Origin of the sequence: Vibrio sp. V30_P3S12P165, assembly GCF_009904905.1 — a bacterium.
GTDB lineage: Bacteria > Pseudomonadota > Gammaproteobacteria > Enterobacterales > Vibrionaceae > Vibrio > Vibrio fujianensis.
This window is the reverse complement of sequence record NZ_WXWH01000077.1, coordinates 129,868-147,365: the sequence shown is the minus strand read 5'-3', so window position 1 is coordinate 147,365 and position 17,498 is coordinate 129,868. Positions and strand designations below refer to the sequence as shown.

Genomic DNA, 17,498 nt, shown 5'->3' with positions numbered 1-17,498 from the left:
CATATATGGCGATAAAAAAAATCCTGTTAGCGACCTTGCTCGCAACGAGTGTATCAGTCAATGGTGCCGAAAACTTTGTTGTCCAAGACATTCAGATCCAAGGTTTACAACGTGTTGCGCTTGGGGCTGCCTTATTAAAAATGCCAGTGCGCATTGGCGATACTGTTGATGGTCAAGATGTCGCTCAAATTATTCAAGCGTTATATGCTTCGGGTAACTTTGACGATGTGAAAGTGTTACGTGATGGTTCCATTTTGGTGGTTCAAGTTAAGGAACGTCCCACCATTGCCAGCGTTTCTTTCTCTGGTAATAAAGCGATTAAGCAAGAGCAACTTCAGCAAAATTTAGATGCTTCGGGCATCCGCGTCGGAGAAGCGCTCGATCGAACCACATTAAGTAATATTGAAAAAGGGTTAGAAGATTTTTATTACAGCGTGGGTAAGTACAATGCGAACGTGAAAGCCGTAGTCACGCCTTTACCTCGTAACCGTGCTGACTTGAAATTTGTGTTTACCGAAGGTGTGTCGGCTAAAATTCAGCAGATAAACTTTATTGGTAATCAGGTTTTTAGTAACGAAGAGTTGCTGTCGCGTTTTGATCTTAATGTCGACCTCTCATGGTGGAACTTTCTCTCTGATGATAAATATCAGAAACAAGTTCTTGCGGCTGATATTGAAGGCTTACGCAGTTTTTATTTGGATCGTGGCTATCTAAAATTTAAAGTTGACTCCACTCAAGTGGCCATTTCGCCCGATAAAAAAGGGGTTTACATCACTTTAAACCTTAGCGAAGGGCTGCCTTATACCGTTAAAGATGTCCAGTTTCGTGGCGAGCTGATTGGGAAGGAAGCAGAGTTCCGTGCGTTAATTCCTTTTCAATCAGGAGAAACTTATCAAGGTTCCGCTGTGACTCAGTTAGAAGAAGGGATTAAACGTCTACTTGGCGAAGCTGGTTATGCTTATCCTCAAGTACAAACCATTCCGGAATTTGATGACCAAACCCAGCAAGTTTCACTGATTGTACACGTTGAAGCGGGTAAGCGTATGTATGTCCGTGATATTCGTTTTACGGGTAATACCGCGACGCGTGATGAAGTATTACGCCGAGAAATGCGTCAAATGGAAGGCAGTTGGCTTAATTCAAAAGCGATTGATACCGGCAAAGCTCGTCTGAGCCGTCTAGGCTTTTTTGAAACCGTTGATGTACAAACCGTTCGTGTACCTGGAACCGACGATCAAGTGGACTTGGTCTACAGTGTGAAAGAAGCGAATTCAGGTAGTATTAACTTTGGTGTCGGTTATGGAACTGAGTCTGGGGTTAGTTTTACCGTTGGGGTAACCCAAGATAATTTTATGGGAACGGGTAATCGAGTCAGTGTCAATGCGACAACCAATGACTATCAACAAAACGTCACGTTGGAGTATCGAGACCCTTACTGGAATATTGATGGTGTTAGTTTAGGCGGGCGGGTCTTTTATAACAAATTTGAGGCATCAGAAGCTGGGATTGTTGACTATACCAACCAAAGTTATGGCAGTAGCTTAACATGGGGTTTTCCTTTCGATGAGTTAAACCGGTTTGAATTTGGGGTTGGGTACACGCATAACAAAATTGGTAATCTCACCCCTTACCTACAAGTGGAGCAATTTCTCTGTAACTTAGGCGATTGTAACCCTGATAATTTGCTTACCGACGATTTTGATATCAACGTGGCTTGGACGCGTAACAATCTCAATAAAGGGTATTTCCCAACCGCTGGTAATCATCAACGGGCGTTTGCCAAAATGACGGTTCCAGGCTCTGATGCACAATTTTTTAAGCTGCAATATGATGTTCGCCAGTACATTCCTTTGACGAAAAAACATGAATTTACTCTGCTGCTTCGTGGTCGTTTAGGGTATGGTAATGGTTACGGAAAAACCGATGGCAAAGATAACCTTTACCCATTTTATGAAAACTTCTATGCCGGTGGCTTTACTACCTTGCGAGGCTTTGGGTCTAACTCTGCCGGCCCTAAAGCGCTATATCGTGATTATTCTGGCTCGAATAATGGTAAAGATAGCGCCACTGATGATTCGGTGGGGGGCAACGCCATCGCATTAGCGAGTATGGAATTGATCGTGCCGACGCCGTTTGCTTCTGATGAAGCGCGCAGTCAAGTTCGTACCAGCGTCTTTATTGATATGGCCAGTGTGTGGGATACTGAGTTTGATTATCGTTCTGCGGGAGCGAGTTATGGTAACCGCTATTATTATGATTATTCAGACCCGAGTAAATATCGCGCTTCATATGGGGTCGCTTTACAATGGATGTCTCCAATGGGGCCACTGGTCTTCTCCCTTGCTAAACCCATTAAAAAATACGATGGTGATAACGAAGAATTCTTCACATTCACTATCGGACGAACCTTCTAACTTGAGGAAAATATGTTGAAAAATACGATCAAAGCAGCCAGTGTTAGTCTTATTGTTCTTAGTTCTGCCTTGTTTGCTCAGGCTGCAGATGCAGCACAAAAAATTGGTTTCATTAATACCGCACAAGTATTTCAAGCTCTGCCTCAACGTGAAGTGGTTCTTCAGCAAATGCAGGATGAGTTCAAAGATAAAGCGGCAGAGCTACAAAGCTTACAAGCGCAAGCTAAAACGAAAATTGAGAAGTTGAGACGTGATGCCGAGCTAATGAGCCAAGATGACGTTGAAAAACTGCGCATTGAAATCGGGCAACTCGATAGTAAATATAAAATCAAGGCTCAGGCATTAGAACAAGCTTCCGCGCGTCGTGAAAATGAAGAGAAACAAAAACTGTTTAAAATTATTCAAGATGCAGTGCAAAAAGTGGCGGAAAAAGAAGGCTACGACATCATTGTTGATGTCAGTGCGATGCAATATGGTAAAGCAGAATACAATATTTCAGAAAAAGTCATTCAAGCAATTAAATAACAATCATTTTTTTATACTATGAAAACACTGACCTTAGCCGATTTGGCAACCATTACTGGGGGAACGTTGCATGGCGATGCCAGTGCAACTGTCAACGCAGTCGCTCCGATGGATCGAGCGCAAGAAGGAAATGTCACCTTTCTTTCGAATCCTAAATACAGTAAACATCTCGCTCAATGCCAAGCCACTGTGATTATGGTGAAAGAGTCTGAACGTGAATTATGCTCATCCAATGTACTCGTGGTTGCTGACCCCTATGTGGCTTTTGCTAAGGTCGCGCAAGCGTTGGACACCACTCCGTCACCAGCAGCAGAAGGTATCGCTGCCAGTGCAGTTGTGGCGGATGATGTAACCATAGGGCAGCATGTCTCAATTGGTGCTAATGCGGTGATTGAAACGGGTGTTGTACTGGGTGATCATGTGGTCATTGGTGCGGGCTGCTTTGTTGGTAAGCATGCTCAATTAGGTGAGCATACCAAGCTATGGGCAAACGTCACAATATACCACGGAGTGCAAATTGGGAGTCATTGCTTAATTCAGTCAGGCACTGTGATTGGTGCCGATGGATTCGGTTATGCCAATGAGCGTGGCGAGTGGATAAAAATTCCACAGCTTGGTTCTGTTCGTATCGGTAATCGAGTGGAAATTGGAGCCTGTACCACGATTGACCGTGGTGCACTTGATGATACCGTGATTGAAGATAATGTCATCATCGATAATCAGCTGCAAATTGCGCATAATGTTCATATTGGATACGGTACCGCGATGGCGGGTGGCACCGTGGTTGCTGGCAGTACTCAGATTGGCAAATATTGTATTATTGGCGGTGCATCTGTTCTTAATGGTCACATCCAGATCGCAGATGGGGTGACGATTACTGGCATGGGGATGGTGATGCGCAGCATCGAAGAAAAAGGTATGTATTCTTCCGGTATTCCACTGCAAACCAATAAAGAGTGGCGCAAAACTGCAGCACGAGTGCATCGAATTGATGAAATGAATAAACGCTTAAAAATAGTAGAAAAACAACTTGAGCAAAAAGCAGACGGTTAATTTTTACTGTTTTGCTAAAAAGGCTCGCAATGTGCGAGTCTTTTTCATCTATAATGCGCCAAGACTCATTTGCTCCCCCTACTGAGGCTGGGAGTTCAACCATTAAATCTATTTTAAATAGGAATATGACTTTGACTACTGAACAGAAAATGATGGATATCACTGAAATTCAGGAGCTTCTTCCGCACCGTTATCCTTTTTTATTGATTGATCGAGTGACTGATTATCAAGAAGGAAAGTACCTTGTTGGGCTTAAGAATGTGTCAGTGAATGAACCTCAGTTTACGGGTCATTTCCCTAAGTTCCCTGTTTTTCCTGGGGTACTTATTCTTGAAGCGATGGCTCAAGCAACTGGATTATTAGCTTTTAAAACCTTTGGCGCGCCTAAAGAAAACGAACTGTATTATTTTGCCAGTATTGATAATGCTAAATTTCGTAAACCGGTAGGGCCTGGGGATCAACTTATTATTGAAGTTGAATTTTTGAAAGAACGTCGCGGAATCGCGCTATTTAACGGGGTCGCTAAAGTGGATGGCGGTATCGTTTGTTCCGCTGAATTAAAATGTGCACGCAGAGAGTTTTAAGATGATTCATCCAACGGCACAAATCCACCCAACCGCGGTGGTGGAAGAAGGCGCTATCATTGGCGCTCAGGTAAAAATTGGCCCATTTTGCTATGTTGACAGTAAAGTCGAGATCGGCGAGGGAACAGAGCTACTGTCTCATGTGGTCGTAAAAGGGCCGACTAAAATCGGTCAAGATAATCGTATTTTTCAGTTCGCTTCGATTGGTGAAGCGTGCCAAGATCTAAAATATGCGGGTGAAGAGACGCAATTGATTATCGGTGATCGCAATACGATTCGAGAAAGCGTCACGATGCATCGTGGTACGATACAGGACCAAGGTGTCACTATTGTAGGTAGTGATAACTTGTTTATGATCAATGCACATGTGGCTCATGACTGTGTGGTAGGCGATCGTTGTATTTTTGCCAACAATGCGACTCTCGCTGGGCATGTTCAAGTGGGTAATCAAGCGATTATTGGTGGCATGTCAGCCATTCATCAGTTCTGTCAAGTCGGGGATCACTGTATGATTGGTGGCGGTTCTATCGCGGTACAAGATGTTCCTCCTTATGTCATGGCTCAGGGAAATCACTGTGCACCATTCGGGATTAATATTGAAGGATTGAAACGTCGCGGATTTGAAAAAGCGGAAATCCACGCAATTCGTCGTGCGTATAAAGCCTTGTACCGTAGTGGTCTCACTTTAGAAGAGGCGAAAGTTGAAATTAGTAAAGAAATCGACAATTACCCAGCCGTTAAGCTTTTCCTAAATTTCTTAGAAAACTCAACACGTGGGATCATTCGTTAGTTAGACGACGAACTTGGTTAGGATGTGTTGATCTTTGAGTGAAATTGAATGAGCAAAGGTCTAGGCTTTCTAATTTGTTGGTTGAAAAGATCGCCTCAACTTGGCGATCTTTTGTATTTTAAAGCAGATCAAATCTTGCAAGAGGAGTGAAGCGTGCAACAGCAACCATTACGCATCGGTATTGTCGCGGGAGAGCTTTCTGGAGATACATTGGGCGAAGGTTTTATGAAAGCCATAAAAGCACATCATCCTGATGCTGAATTTGTCGGTATTGGCGGCCCCAAAATGATCGCACAGGGTTGTCAGTCTCTATTTGATATGGAAGAGCTAGCCGTGATGGGGCTAGTCGAAGTGTTAGGGCGTTTACCGCGGCTATTGAAAGTCAAGGCTGAATTGGTACGATTTTTTACCGATAACCCTCCGGATGTTTTCGTCGGGATTGATGCGCCGGACTTCAATCTACGTCTTGAGTTAGATTTGAAAAAAACAGGGATTAAAACGGTCCATTATGTCAGCCCTTCTGTGTGGGCTTGGCGACAAAAGCGTATTTTTAACATAGCGGCGGCGACTCATTTAGTGCTGGCATTTCTTCCTTTTGAGAAAGCCTTTTACGACAAATTTAATGTGCCGTGTGAATTTATCGGCCATACACTGGCCGATAGCATACCGATGCAGCCAGATCAGCAGGCGGCGCAGCAGCTGTTAGGGTTAAACTCCGATAAACGATGGTTAGCGGTGTTACCGGGTAGCCGTAGTGGTGAAATGAAATTATTAGCCGAACCGTTCATTAAAACCTGCCAGCGTCTACAGCAAGATGATCCTGAACTTGGGTTTGTCGTTGCCCTTGTTAATTCGCATCGTCGAGAACAGTTTGAGACTGTATGGCAGAAAGTTGCGCCTGAATTGAATTTTGTTTTGGTGGATGATACCGCTCGCAATGTCATTACCGCCGCGGATGTGGTATTGCTTGCATCGGGAACCGTGGCACTAGAGTGTATGCTACTTAAGCGGCCTATGGTGGTAGGTTACAAAGTGAATGCGATAACGGCCTTTCTAGCCAAACGCTTATTAAAAACTCCCTATGTTTCATTGCCAAATATTTTAGCAGGAAAAGAGCTAGTTAAAGAACTATTACAAGAAGAGTGTACGGTTGATCGTTTGTACCAAGCCGTTCATCAGTTATTAAATAGCGATAATCAAACCTTGATTAATCAGTTTACCGAAATGCATCACTGGATTCGAAAAGGGGCCGATGAGCAAGCAGCTCAAGCCGTACTTTCATTGATAGGTAACGCAAAATGATGATACAGAAAAAAGACAAGCTGCTAGAGCCTTTTGTGATGCCGGTTGGGTATTCCTTGATAGCTGGGGTTGATGAGGTTGGACGCGGGCCTTTAGTTGGCGATGTGGTGACCGCTGCGGTGATCCTTGATCCAAACCAACCTATTGATGGTTTAACCGATTCCAAAAAACTGTCTGAGAAAAAGCGCTTAACGCTTTTTCCGGAAATTCAGCAAAAAGCACTGGCTTGGTCTATTGGCCGTTGTTCGGCTCGAGAAATTGATCAACTCAATATTTTTCAAGCCACCATGCTTGCCATGCAAAGAGCGGTCGCTGGGTTAGCCATTCAACCGGATTTTGTTTTAATTGATGGCAATAAAATTCCCCAATTACCCATGGATGCCCAAGCTGTGGTCAAAGGAGATTTACGTGTTGCGCAAATTAGTGCGGCATCAATTATTGCTAAAGTGGTACGCGACCAAGAAATGGAAGCGCTGGATAAAATGTATCCTCAATTCGGTTTTGCACAACATAAAGGTTATCCTACCAAGGCGCATTTTGCAGCCATTGAACAGTATGGGGTGATTGACCAACATCGGCGAAGTTTTGCTCCAGTCAAACGGGCATTAGGCTTACAGTAAGCTTAATGCCGTCGATGATAGTTTCACGCCGATCTGCTTTAACGTAGAATAGCGCCATTGCACGACTTATCCCTAGTAGGATTTTATTGAATGTCAGACCCAAAGTTTATCCACTTACGTATTCATAGTGACTTTTCCATGATGGATGGTTTATCCAAGGTTCCACCTTTGGTTAAACAGGTGGCAGCAATGGGAATGCCAGCCATGGCGCTAACTGATTTCACTAACCTTTGCGGGTTAGTGAAATATTATGGTACGGCGCACAGTTGTGGGGTTAAGCCGATCGTGGGGGCAGATTTTACTCTACGTTCAGAAGAATTTGGCGATGAGCTGACCAAGCTAACCATTCTCGCCAAAAATAACCTCGGCTATAAAAACCTGACCCTGCTTATATCAGAAGCTTATCTACGGGGGCATATTCAACATCAACCCGTTATCGATAAAGCGTGGTTGATTAAATACGGTCAGGGGTTGATCATCCTTTCCGGTGGCAAAAGTGGAGAAATAGGCCGAGCCTTACTGAAAGGCAACCAAGCCTTAGTCGATAAATGCGTTGAATTTTATCAGACCCATTTTGCCGATAATTTTTATTTAGAACTGATCCGCACTGGTCGATCCGATGAAGAAAGTTATCTTCATTTTGCTTTGGAATTGGCTGAGCAAACTCAGTTGCCTGTGGTCGCTACTAATGAAGTGGTTTTTTTAAAGGCAGATCAATTTGATGCACATGAAATTCGTGTTGCGATCCATGACGGTTATACTCTTGACGACCCTCGACGGCCTAAAAACTATAGTCCACAACAATACTTGCGAACAGAGCAAGAAATGTGCGAACTATTTAGTGATATTCCTGAAGCATTAGAAAATACCGTTGAAATTGCCAAGCGCTGTAATGTCACCGTACGCTTGGGGGAATACTTCTTACCTAATTTCCCAACCGATGGGTTACCCATTGAAGCGTTTTTAATTAAAAAATCGAAAGAAGGGTTAGAACAACGACTCGAATTTCTCTTTCCTGACCCTGTGGTACGAGCGGAACGTCGACCTGAATACGATGAACGCTTGGACATTGAACTGCAAGTCATCAACCAAATGGGGTTTCCCGGCTATTTCTTGATTGTGATGGAGTTTATCCAGTGGTCTAAGGATAATGATATTCCAGTTGGGCCGGGGCGAGGATCGGGTGCCGGATCTTTAGTCGCTTATGCACTAAAAATAACGGATCTTGATCCATTAGAATATGATCTACTTTTTGAACGTTTCTTAAACCCTGAACGTGTTTCGATGCCCGACTTTGATGTTGATTTCTGTATGGACAAACGGGATCGTGTCATTGACCATGTGGCGGATATGTATGGCCGTGATGCCGTTTCTCAGATCATAACGTTTGGTACGATGGCAGCAAAAGCGGTGATTCGAGATGTCGGGCGAGTGCTTGGCCATCCCTTCGGATTTGTTGATCGTATCTCTAAATTAGTACCGCCTGATCCGGGTATGACACTAGAAAAAGCCTTTAAAGCGGAACCTGCACTACAAGAGTTGTATGATGCCGATGAAGAGGTGAAAGAGCTGATTGATATGTGCCGCATTTTGGAGGGTTGTACCCGAAATGCAGGTAAACATGCTGGGGGGGTCGTGATTTCACCCACGTCGATCACCGATTTTGCCCCGCTTTACTGTGATGCAGAAGGGCAGCATCCTGTCACTCAGTTTGATAAAAATGACGTTGAGTACGCGGGGTTGGTTAAATTTGACTTCTTAGGGCTGCGAACGTTAACCATTATCGACTGGGCTCTAGGGTTGATTAACCCTCGGCGTGAGAAAAGAGGCGAGCCTCCCGTTCGTATCGATGCGATTCCATTAGCCGATCCGGCCTCATTCCGAGTTTTGCAAAATTCGGAAACTACAGCGGTATTCCAGCTAGAATCTCGCGGAATGAAAGATCTGATTAAACGTCTACAACCAGACTGTTTTGAAGATATCATCGCATTGGTCGCCCTTTTCCGTCCCGGCCCCCTACAGTCAGGGATGGTGGATAACTTTATTGACCGTAAACATGGCCGAGAAGCCATTTCCTACCCGGATGAGAAGTGGCAACACGAATCATTAAAAGAGATCTTAGACCCTACCTACGGCATTATTCTCTATCAAGAACAAGTCATGCAGATAGCTCAGGTGCTGGCAGGTTACACCCTAGGTGGGGCCGATATGCTTCGCCGAGCGATGGGTAAGAAAAAGCCAGAAGAGATGGCCAAGCAACGCGCCGTGTTTAAAGAGGGTGCGGAAAAAAATGGTGTTGATGGCGAACTGGCGATGAAAATCTTTGACCTGGTAGAGAAATTTGCCGGGTACGGGTTTAACAAATCGCACTCTGCCGCTTATGCGTTAGTTTCCTATCAAACCTTATGGCTAAAAACACACTATCCGGCTGAATTTATGGCGGCAGTGATGACTGCTGATATGGACAACACCGAAAAAGTTGTCGGTTTGGTTGATGAATGCCATCGAATGGGATTAAAAGTCCTCCCACCAGACATTAACTCTGGATTATACCGATTCAATGTGGATGATTCGGGGGCCATTGTTTATGGTATTGGTGCAATAAAAGGAGTGGGTGAAGGCCCAATTGAAGCTATTTTAGAATCGCGCAATCAAGACGGGGTATTTAAGGACTTATTTGATTTTTGTGCGCGCATTGATCTTAAAAAGGTCAACAAACGGGTAATTGAAAAACTTATTTTAGCCGGAGCCTTGGATCATTTAGGGCCACATCGCGCAGCATTGATGGCTTCAGTGGATGATGCGGTGAAAGCGGCGAGTCAACATCACCAAGCGGAAGCCTTTGGCCAAGCGGATATGTTTGGGGTATTAACGGATGCCCCAGAAGACGTTGAACAAAAATATATTCAGGTTCCACCATGGCCTGAGAAAGTTTGGTTAGAGGGGGAGAGGGAAACTCTGGGTCTATACTTAACCGGACATCCAATCAATCAATACCTGAAAGAGCTGAATAAATACACCAGTTGTCGATTGAACGACGCGACGCCGACGCGACGCGATCAGTCGTTAACCGTTGCTGGCTTAGTGATTGCTGCACGTGTCATGACAACCAAACGCGGAAATCGAATAGGTATTATGACTCTCGATGATCGATCTGGACGAATGGAGGTGATGCTTTATTCAGATGCATTAGATCGGTATGCAGAATTGTTAGAAAAAGATAAGATTTTGGTGGTTTCTGGACAGGTCAGCTTTGATGACTTCAATGGTGGCCTTAAAATGTCAGCGCGCGAAGTGATGGATTTGGGTAGCGCACGAGAAAAATATGCCCGTAGCTTATCGCTTGCGATTGAACAATCGCAAATTGATGAGCAATTTTTTGAGCGTTTTAGTCAAATCTTAGAGCCTCACCGAGCAGGAACCGTGCCTGTCAATGTATACTACCAGCGTTCGGATGCTAGGGCACGTTTAACGCTAGGTACAGAATGGCGAGTAACGCCCAGCGATACATTACTCGATGAATTACAACAGTTGCTTGGCAAAGATCAAGTAGAACTCGAATTTAACTAAAATTCAGCTGTACAATTGACGAGCTGAGTAAAAAAGGATCGGTAGATGAGCCCAAACTTTCTAGATTTTGAAAAACCTATTGTAGAACTTGAAGCTAAAATTCAGGCACTACGAGATGTCTCTCGTCACGGTGGCAGTTCGTCCGTAGATCTTGAAAAAGAGATTGAACAGCTAGAAAAGAAAAGCTTGGAACTGAAAAAGAAAATCTTCAGTGATCTTGGCGCATGGCAAGTTGCGCAGTTGGCCCGTCATCCACAGCGTCCTTATACTTTAGATTATATCAATCATATGTTTACCGAGTTTGACGAGCTTGCTGGTGATCGTGCTTACGCGGATGATAAAGCCATTGTTGGCGGAATTGCTCGCTTAGATGATCGTCCTGTTATGATTATCGGCCATCAAAAAGGCCGAGAAACGCGGGAAAAAGTGAGACGTAATTTTGGTATGCCTAAACCAGAAGGTTACCGTAAGGCATTACGTTTAATGCAGATGGCAGAGCGCTTTAATATGCCAATCATTACTTTTATCGACACGGCTGGCGCTTATCCTGGTGTTGGCGCAGAAGAGCGTGGGCAATCAGAAGCGATTGCCAAAAACCTGAAAGTGATGTCGGGCTTAACCGTTCCCGTGATCTGTAATGTGGTGGGTGAAGGCGGTTCTGGTGGTGCGTTAGCCATTGGTGTTGGTGATTATGTCAATATGTTGCAATATTCGACTTATGCGGTTATTTCGCCTGAAGGCTGCGCTTCTATTTTGTGGCGAGATGCGGATAAAGCGCCACAAGCCGCAGAAGCGATGGGGCTTGTGGCTTCTCGTCTAAAAGAGCTTTCTTTAATTGATGAAGTCATCGAAGAACCACTGGGAGGCGCTCATCGTGATCCTGTACAAATGGCCAAAAACCTTAAAGTCATGCTATTACAGCAGCTTTCAGAGTTAGAAGCCTTAGAGCAAGCAGAGCTACTGGATAGACGTTACCAGCGCTTAATGAATTACGGCTATTGCTAAATAAAACCTACCAAGTAAGGGGTTGAAGCTCATTCAACTCCTTTTGGTTTTTAGCCCCAAGCGGTACACTGGCTTTTATTGATCAAATCAGCCAAGAATTATAATGGACTTGTACAGTCACTTTTGTCAGCAATTACGTGAAAAATCGGTTGAGCGACCCATTTTAGCCTTAAGTGGTGGTGTGGACTCTCGGGTATTATTGCATTTACTTGCTCAATACCATCAATATTATTCGGTACCAGTGCGTGCAGTTCATGTGCATCATGGTTTGAGTGATAATGCCAATAACTGGGTAGAGCAATGCCAACGTTGGTGTGATGAATACAACATTCCCTTATCTGTCGAGTATGTCACTCTCGATACACAATGTGGTGAAAGTATCGAGCAGTTAGCTCGAGAAGCTCGTTATGCTGCATTATCTAAGCATGTGAAAACCGAAAATACTTTATTACTTGGTCATCATGCTGATGATCAATTAGAAACGTTTTTACTGGCCTTGCGGCGAGGAAGTGGCCCCAAAGGGTTATCGGCCATGGCAGATTGGGCTGCTTTTAGTCAAGGTCACTTACTACGCCCACTGTTACATGTGCCTCGGCAGGATATCGAATCTTTTGCCCTTGAGCAGCAATTACAATGGGTTGAGGATGAAAGTAACCAAGATATGCGTTACGAGCGTAATTTCTTACGCCATCAAGTAACCCCCATTCTAAATCAGCGTTGGCCAACGATTTATCAAGCCGTACAACGTAGTGCCGAGTTATGCGCAGAGCAAGAAGCCGTCATTCATGAGTTGCTAGCGGACTTACTGGCGTCTGCAACCAGTAAAGCTGGTGGGCTATCTATCGCTCAAATACAATTATGCAGTGATGTGGTCAGGCGGCAAGTCATTCGGCAATGGTTGGCTGGGCGAGGTGTTACGATGCCAAGTCGGCTGCATACCGACATGATTTGGCAGCAAGTTGCACTGGCTGAAGCTTCTGCTAATCCAAAGCTTCAGTTGCGAGAGTACCAAATTCGTCGATTTGACGGAGAGCTTTTTTGTGTAACATTAATGAGCGATCTTAGTGCGTGGCAGCAAAGTATCCAGCTTAATAGGCCATTGATTTTACCTGATAAGCTCGGTTACTTAACGTTATCGGAATGCTCGCTCGGCCAGATTGCGCTTCCTGATGAGCCGGATGCGCTTTCGGTCTCTTTTAACCCAGAAGGGCTGTCAGCTTGTCCTGTCGGACGTGCCGGATCACGAAAATTAAAAAAATTATTTCAAGAATACCGTATTCCCAGTTGGCAACGTCGCCGATTACCCATTTTAATGTATAAAGGAAGAGTGGTTGCGATAGCCAGCCTGTTTGTAGATCGTGATTTTGCTGGTCAAGACTATGAACTGATCTGGACTCAATGAGCTTTCCTCATGCCACAATTATGATGATCGATTGATAACATGGAAGCACGAAGTAAGGTTGAGCTATGAATAAAATACTAATGGGATTAGTGGTGACTAGCAGTTTATTGACCGGGCCGGTATTGGCTGCTGGAGACGCTGCGGCAGGCAAGGCAAAGTCTGCCATCTGTGCCACTTGCCATGGCGCTGATGGGATTGCAGTCATCCCTGGTTACCCCAATTTAAAAGGACAAAATGAGCAATACCTGATCACATCGGTTAAAGCCTATAAAAATAAGCAGCGTACTGGCGGGTTAGCCGTGGTTATGCAAGCGCAGTCTATGATGTTGAGTGATCAAGATATTGCCGATCTTGCTGCTTATTATGCGAACCTAAAATAGAGGTTAATGGCTAGCCATGCTTGGGCTTTTTATTGATTGTATATTTATTACCGCTGGCTGATAATAAGTTATCATCTGTTCGGTTTTGAAACCTTAATTCGACCAGCAGCGAAAAATTAATGACAAAAAACGTTTAAGGGATGAACATGAAAAAGATCGAGGCAATTATTAAACCATTTAAGCTCGATGATGTCCGTGAAGCGCTAGCTGAAGTGGGAATTACCGGTATGACGGTTTCTGAGGTTAAAGGGTTTGGACGGCAAAAAGGTCATACTGAGTTATACCGCGGGGCGGAATATATGGTGGATTTTTTACCCAAAGTGAAGTTAGAAATTGTGGTGACGGAAGACGTCGCTGATCAATGTGTTGATACCATTATAGAAACCGCGCAAACCGGCAAAATTGGTGACGGAAAAATCTTTATCAGCGAGATTGAGCGAGTGGTGCGAATTCGGACTGGTGAAGAAGATGAAGACGCGATTTAACTGCTAACCTTAAGTAGACCTTACCTTAAACATCACTTACCTTAAGTAGATAAGGGGTTAAACTCCTTATCTGCTAGTCATAATGTTGACCTATATTTACGATGAAAAAACGCTATCTGCTCTTCTTTTCTTCTATGTTTACCGTGGTCATGATTACGGCTTTTCAGGTTGTTTTTAAAGTACCCAACCAACCTCAGCTTTTAACGGTTGGCCAAGATGCACTTGGCCGAGACTTGCTGTGCTACCAGAACCCGCATCCATTACCTCTCGATAATGACGGACAATTAAACATTTTCGTTTGGAATATTTATAAACAAAACCGAAGTAATTGGGACAGCGAACTCACACGTTATAGTCAACAAGCGCAACTGTTGTTATTGCAAGAAGCAAGTATGACTGAAGGGCTGAGAAAGTGGATAGCAAAACAGGCATGGGATGGGGCTTATGTTAATGCTTTTGAGGTCTTTGGTGAGTCGACGGGCGTGCTGAATTTAGCGCATGTTATGCCTAGCTTTGCTTGTGCGTATACGCAATTGGAACCGTTACTACGGTTACCTAAATCTGGTATTTATGCACGTTATTCGTTAAGCAACGGGCAGCAGCTTGCCGTGATTAACTTACATGCAATAAATTTTACCTATGGCGCTAAAATTTATCGAGAGCAGATTGAAACGCTCATTAAGGCATTAAGACAACATCATGGGCCCATTATTGTTGCGGGTGATTTTAACAGTTGGAGTTCACAACGATTATCTGTTCTAAAATCTGCACTGGCTTCATTATCATTACAAGAGGTTGTTTTTTCAGATGATCACCGGCGCACATTTATCACTGGATTACCGCTTGATCATGTGTTTTATAAGGGACTGGTATTAGAAAATGCAAAAGCGCCCGAGTCGAGCGCTTCTGATCATAACCCATTGCTGGTTTCTTTTCGGCTATTAGGAAAATAATAAAGCGCTAAACGCTCACTTTTGTTACGTCCACATATAGTTTGATTCGTTGTCCTGGTTTTAAGTATTTCTGGTTAGAAAGATCATTCCATTTAACAATGTCATTTGTGGTGACTTTAAAGCGCAAGGCGATGTCACTTAAGGTATCTCCACGACGAATTTCGTAAAAGACGGTACGGATAATTGCTCCATCGGTACTTTTTTTCCAAATAACGATTTTCTGGCCTACTCGCAATGTATCTCGTGGCCCCATCCCATTCCATTTGGCTAAAGATTGGTAAGAGACATTATGAGCCTTTGCTATGGTCCATAAACTTTCACCACTTTTAACGGTATGGTTAATCTTATATTGCCCGCGGGCTAACGATTGAGTCTTTTCTAAGCGGTTGTTTGCACTGAGTGCATAAGCTTTATTATTAGTGACCGAGGTTGGAATCATCAAATACTGGCCAACTTTGATGGTATGGCTAGTTAAATTATTAGCGGTTTGGATAACCTGAGTTGTCGTGTGATGTCGCTGTGCGATGACACTGAGGCTATCGCCACTTTTGACTTGGTAACGTACGAGTTTCATACCTTTACCACGATTCGCTTCGACTTGTTTAGTAAAAGCATCAGCCTGCTTTATCGGAATTAAAAACTGGTGTGGCCCTTCTGGATCGGTCGCCCATTGATTATAGGCTGGGTTGTAACTTTGTAACTCTTTGACCGAGATCCCGGCATAATTCGCCGCTATTGCCAAGTCTAGCTGCTCTTTGGGATCGACCAAGGCAAGTACTGGCTGATTAACAATGGTGGGAATAGAAATACCATACTGATCTTGATTTGCGATAATATCGGCTAAGGCCAATAACTTAGGCACATAACCACTCGTTTCTTTCGGAAGATCGAGCGAGAAAAAATCGGTTGCTTTGCCTAAGCGGGTATTTTTACGAATCGCACTAGAAACGCGTCCTCCACCGCTATTGTAGGCGGCAATCGCTAGATACCAGTCACCATCAAAGCGAGTGTTTAAGCGTGTTAAATACTCTAAAGCCGCATCGGTGGCTGCTACTACGTCACGTCGGCCGTCGTACCAAAAATTCTGTTTTAACCCGAACATTTTTCCTGTCGCGGGAACAAATTGCCATAAACCTGCCGCACTACCGTGAGAATAGGCAAAGGGGTCAAAAGCACTTTCTACAATCGGTAATAGAGCCAGTTCCAAAGGCAAATTGCGTTGTTCAATTTTTTCGGTAATTAAATACAAAAAAGGCTCAGCCCGTTTGGCAACCGTAATTAAATGCTGAGGGTGTTTGAGATACCAAGTTCGGTAGTAGTCGACACTGGGATCATCCGCGATAGGTAAGTTAAATTGCATCGCAATACGCAGCCAAACATCTTCTTGTTCCTGAGGCGTTAGAACTTTGGGGGGGATAGCGCGTGGTTTTTTCAAAGTTGTCGAAGACGGCATTACTTCGTTTACAACTTTTTTGCTCGCATTCGAAGCCTGATTAGACTCAATGATTCGATCATTATCAGGCTGGGTAACCTGGCATCCGGTTAACAGCAGAGCCATTACCCAGCAGAATTGTATTCGCATGTAAGACAGCCTTTTTATCAATTGGCTGCTGATAATACTTGTCGTATGAATCTGATGACAAGTAGCAATTGGTTAAAATTCGTTTTTCCACTCACGTAATGCCGTAAAAATTGCTAATGGATCACTTTGTTGGGTGCGATTAGCCACTGATTTTATCACGCTGGGTGAATCAGTGCGTAAAAATGGATTGATCCATTGTTCTCGACGCAAGGTGGTCGGTAAGGTGCTTTTTCCTTGTGCTCTCAGCCGAATCACATCATCGCGATAAATTTGTAATTGTTCATTATCGGGCTCAACGGCCATCGCAAAGGCAAGGTTACTTGCGGTATATTCATGCGCACAATAAATTTCAGTTTCTTCTGGTAGCATTTGTATTTTATTGAGGGAAGTAAACATTTGTTCCATCGTTCCTTCGAATACTCTGCCACAGCCTGCAGAAAATAGGACATCGCCACAAAAGAGTTTGCTATCGCCAATGTAGCCAATATGGCCAAGGGTATGACCGGGAAGATCCAACACCATAAATCGCTCATCAAATAATTCGATTTGATCCCCTCCTTGAACGGCATGAGTGACGGTTGGAATCGGTTCTTGAGCTGGAGCGACAACATCAAGTGTTGGAAACTGGTGGACTAACTGTGCGACACCCCCAATATGATCATGGTGGTGATGAGTAATGAGAATCGCCTCTAAGGTCAACTCGTGTTCGGTGAGATAACTCAATACGGGAGCCGCATCGCCGGGATCGACCACCGCACAACGACGATCGCTATTTTCAATTAGCCAGATGTAATTATCATTAAATGCGGGTATGCTTTTGATGTGTAACATGA

Annotated in this window: 15 protein-coding genes; 13 read left to right on the top strand and 2 right to left on the bottom strand. The window is 44.1% G+C overall.

What is annotated here, in order from left to right:
• Positions 1-5 precede the first annotated feature (5 nt).
• The 13 genes from bamA (at position 6) to CAG57_RS15585 (ending at position 15,083) form a co-directional block, all read left to right on the top strand.
• Complete coding sequence (gene bamA, locus CAG57_RS15645; protein WP_161427067.1) at positions 6-2,414, top strand: outer membrane protein assembly factor BamA; 2,409 nt, start codon at positions 6-8, stop codon at positions 2,412-2,414.
• 15 nt (positions 2,415-2,429) lie between these two features.
• Entirely contained in the window at positions 2,430-2,939 is a 510-nt protein-coding gene (locus CAG57_RS15640) for an OmpH family outer membrane protein (protein ID WP_099611667.1), read from the top strand.
• 18 nt (positions 2,940-2,957) lie between these two features.
• A complete protein-coding gene (gene lpxD, locus CAG57_RS15635; RefSeq protein ID WP_161427066.1) occupies positions 2,958-3,992 on the top strand; it encodes a UDP-3-O-(3-hydroxymyristoyl)glucosamine N-acyltransferase in 1,035 nt (344 codons plus the stop codon).
• A 152-nt stretch (positions 3,993-4,144) separates the two neighbouring features.
• Entirely contained in the window at positions 4,145-4,576 is a 432-nt protein-coding gene (gene fabZ / locus CAG57_RS15630) for a 3-hydroxyacyl-ACP dehydratase FabZ (RefSeq protein ID WP_170887214.1), read from the top strand.
• Position 4,577: 1 nt separating this feature from the next.
• A complete protein-coding gene (gene lpxA / locus CAG57_RS15625; protein ID WP_161427940.1) occupies positions 4,578-5,366 on the top strand; it encodes an acyl-ACP--UDP-N-acetylglucosamine O-acyltransferase in 789 nt (262 codons plus the stop codon).
• 153 nt (positions 5,367-5,519) lie between these two features.
• Entirely contained in the window at positions 5,520-6,668 is a 1,149-nt protein-coding gene (gene lpxB, locus CAG57_RS15620; RefSeq protein WP_161427939.1) for a lipid-A-disaccharide synthase, read from the top strand.
• Positions 6,668-7,288 (top strand): ribonuclease HII, encoded by a 621-nt coding sequence (gene rnhB, locus CAG57_RS15615; RefSeq protein WP_161427941.1) that lies wholly within the window; start codon positions 6,668-6,670, stop codon positions 7,286-7,288. Before lpxB ends, rnhB begins: the two co-directional genes overlap by 1 nt.
• A gap of 90 nt (positions 7,289-7,378) precedes the next feature.
• Positions 7,379-10,858 carry a DNA polymerase III subunit alpha gene (gene dnaE, locus CAG57_RS15610; protein ID WP_161427938.1) on the top strand — a complete coding sequence of 1,160 codons (3,480 nt, stop codon included), beginning with the start codon at positions 7,379-7,381 and terminating at the stop codon, positions 10,856-10,858.
• Between the two features lie 45 nt (positions 10,859-10,903).
• Positions 10,904-11,863: an acetyl-CoA carboxylase carboxyl transferase subunit alpha gene (gene accA, locus CAG57_RS15605; RefSeq protein ID WP_099611609.1), complete on the top strand. Its 960-nt coding sequence runs from the start codon at positions 10,904-10,906 to the stop codon at positions 11,861-11,863.
• A 100-nt stretch (positions 11,864-11,963) separates the two neighbouring features.
• Positions 11,964-13,265, top strand: a complete 1,302-nt coding sequence (gene tilS / locus CAG57_RS15600) for a tRNA lysidine(34) synthetase TilS (protein WP_337247067.1) — start codon at positions 11,964-11,966, stop codon at positions 13,263-13,265.
• 65 nt (positions 13,266-13,330) lie between these two features.
• A complete protein-coding gene (locus tag CAG57_RS15595; protein WP_099611607.1) occupies positions 13,331-13,645 on the top strand; it encodes a c-type cytochrome in 315 nt (104 codons plus the stop codon).
• Between the two features lie 146 nt (positions 13,646-13,791).
• Positions 13,792-14,130: a nitrogen regulatory protein P-II gene (gene glnB, locus CAG57_RS15590; RefSeq protein ID WP_078925443.1), complete on the top strand. Its 339-nt coding sequence runs from the start codon at positions 13,792-13,794 to the stop codon at positions 14,128-14,130.
• 101 nt (positions 14,131-14,231) lie between these two features.
• Positions 14,232-15,083 (top strand): endonuclease/exonuclease/phosphatase family protein, encoded by an 852-nt coding sequence (locus CAG57_RS15585; RefSeq protein WP_161427936.1) that lies wholly within the window; start codon positions 14,232-14,234, stop codon positions 15,081-15,083.
• A gap of 7 nt (positions 15,084-15,090) precedes the next feature.
• Here the strand turns inward: CAG57_RS15585 and CAG57_RS15580 are convergent, their stop codons facing one another.
• Complete coding sequence (locus CAG57_RS15580) at positions 15,091-16,665, bottom strand: lytic transglycosylase (protein WP_161427935.1); 1,575 nt, start codon at positions 16,663-16,665, stop codon at positions 15,091-15,093.
• 72 nt (positions 16,666-16,737) lie between these two features.
• Positions 16,738-17,496 (bottom strand): hydroxyacylglutathione hydrolase, encoded by a 759-nt coding sequence (gloB, locus tag CAG57_RS15575; RefSeq protein WP_099611603.1) that lies wholly within the window; start codon positions 17,494-17,496, stop codon positions 16,738-16,740.
• Positions 17,497-17,498 lie beyond the last annotated feature (2 nt).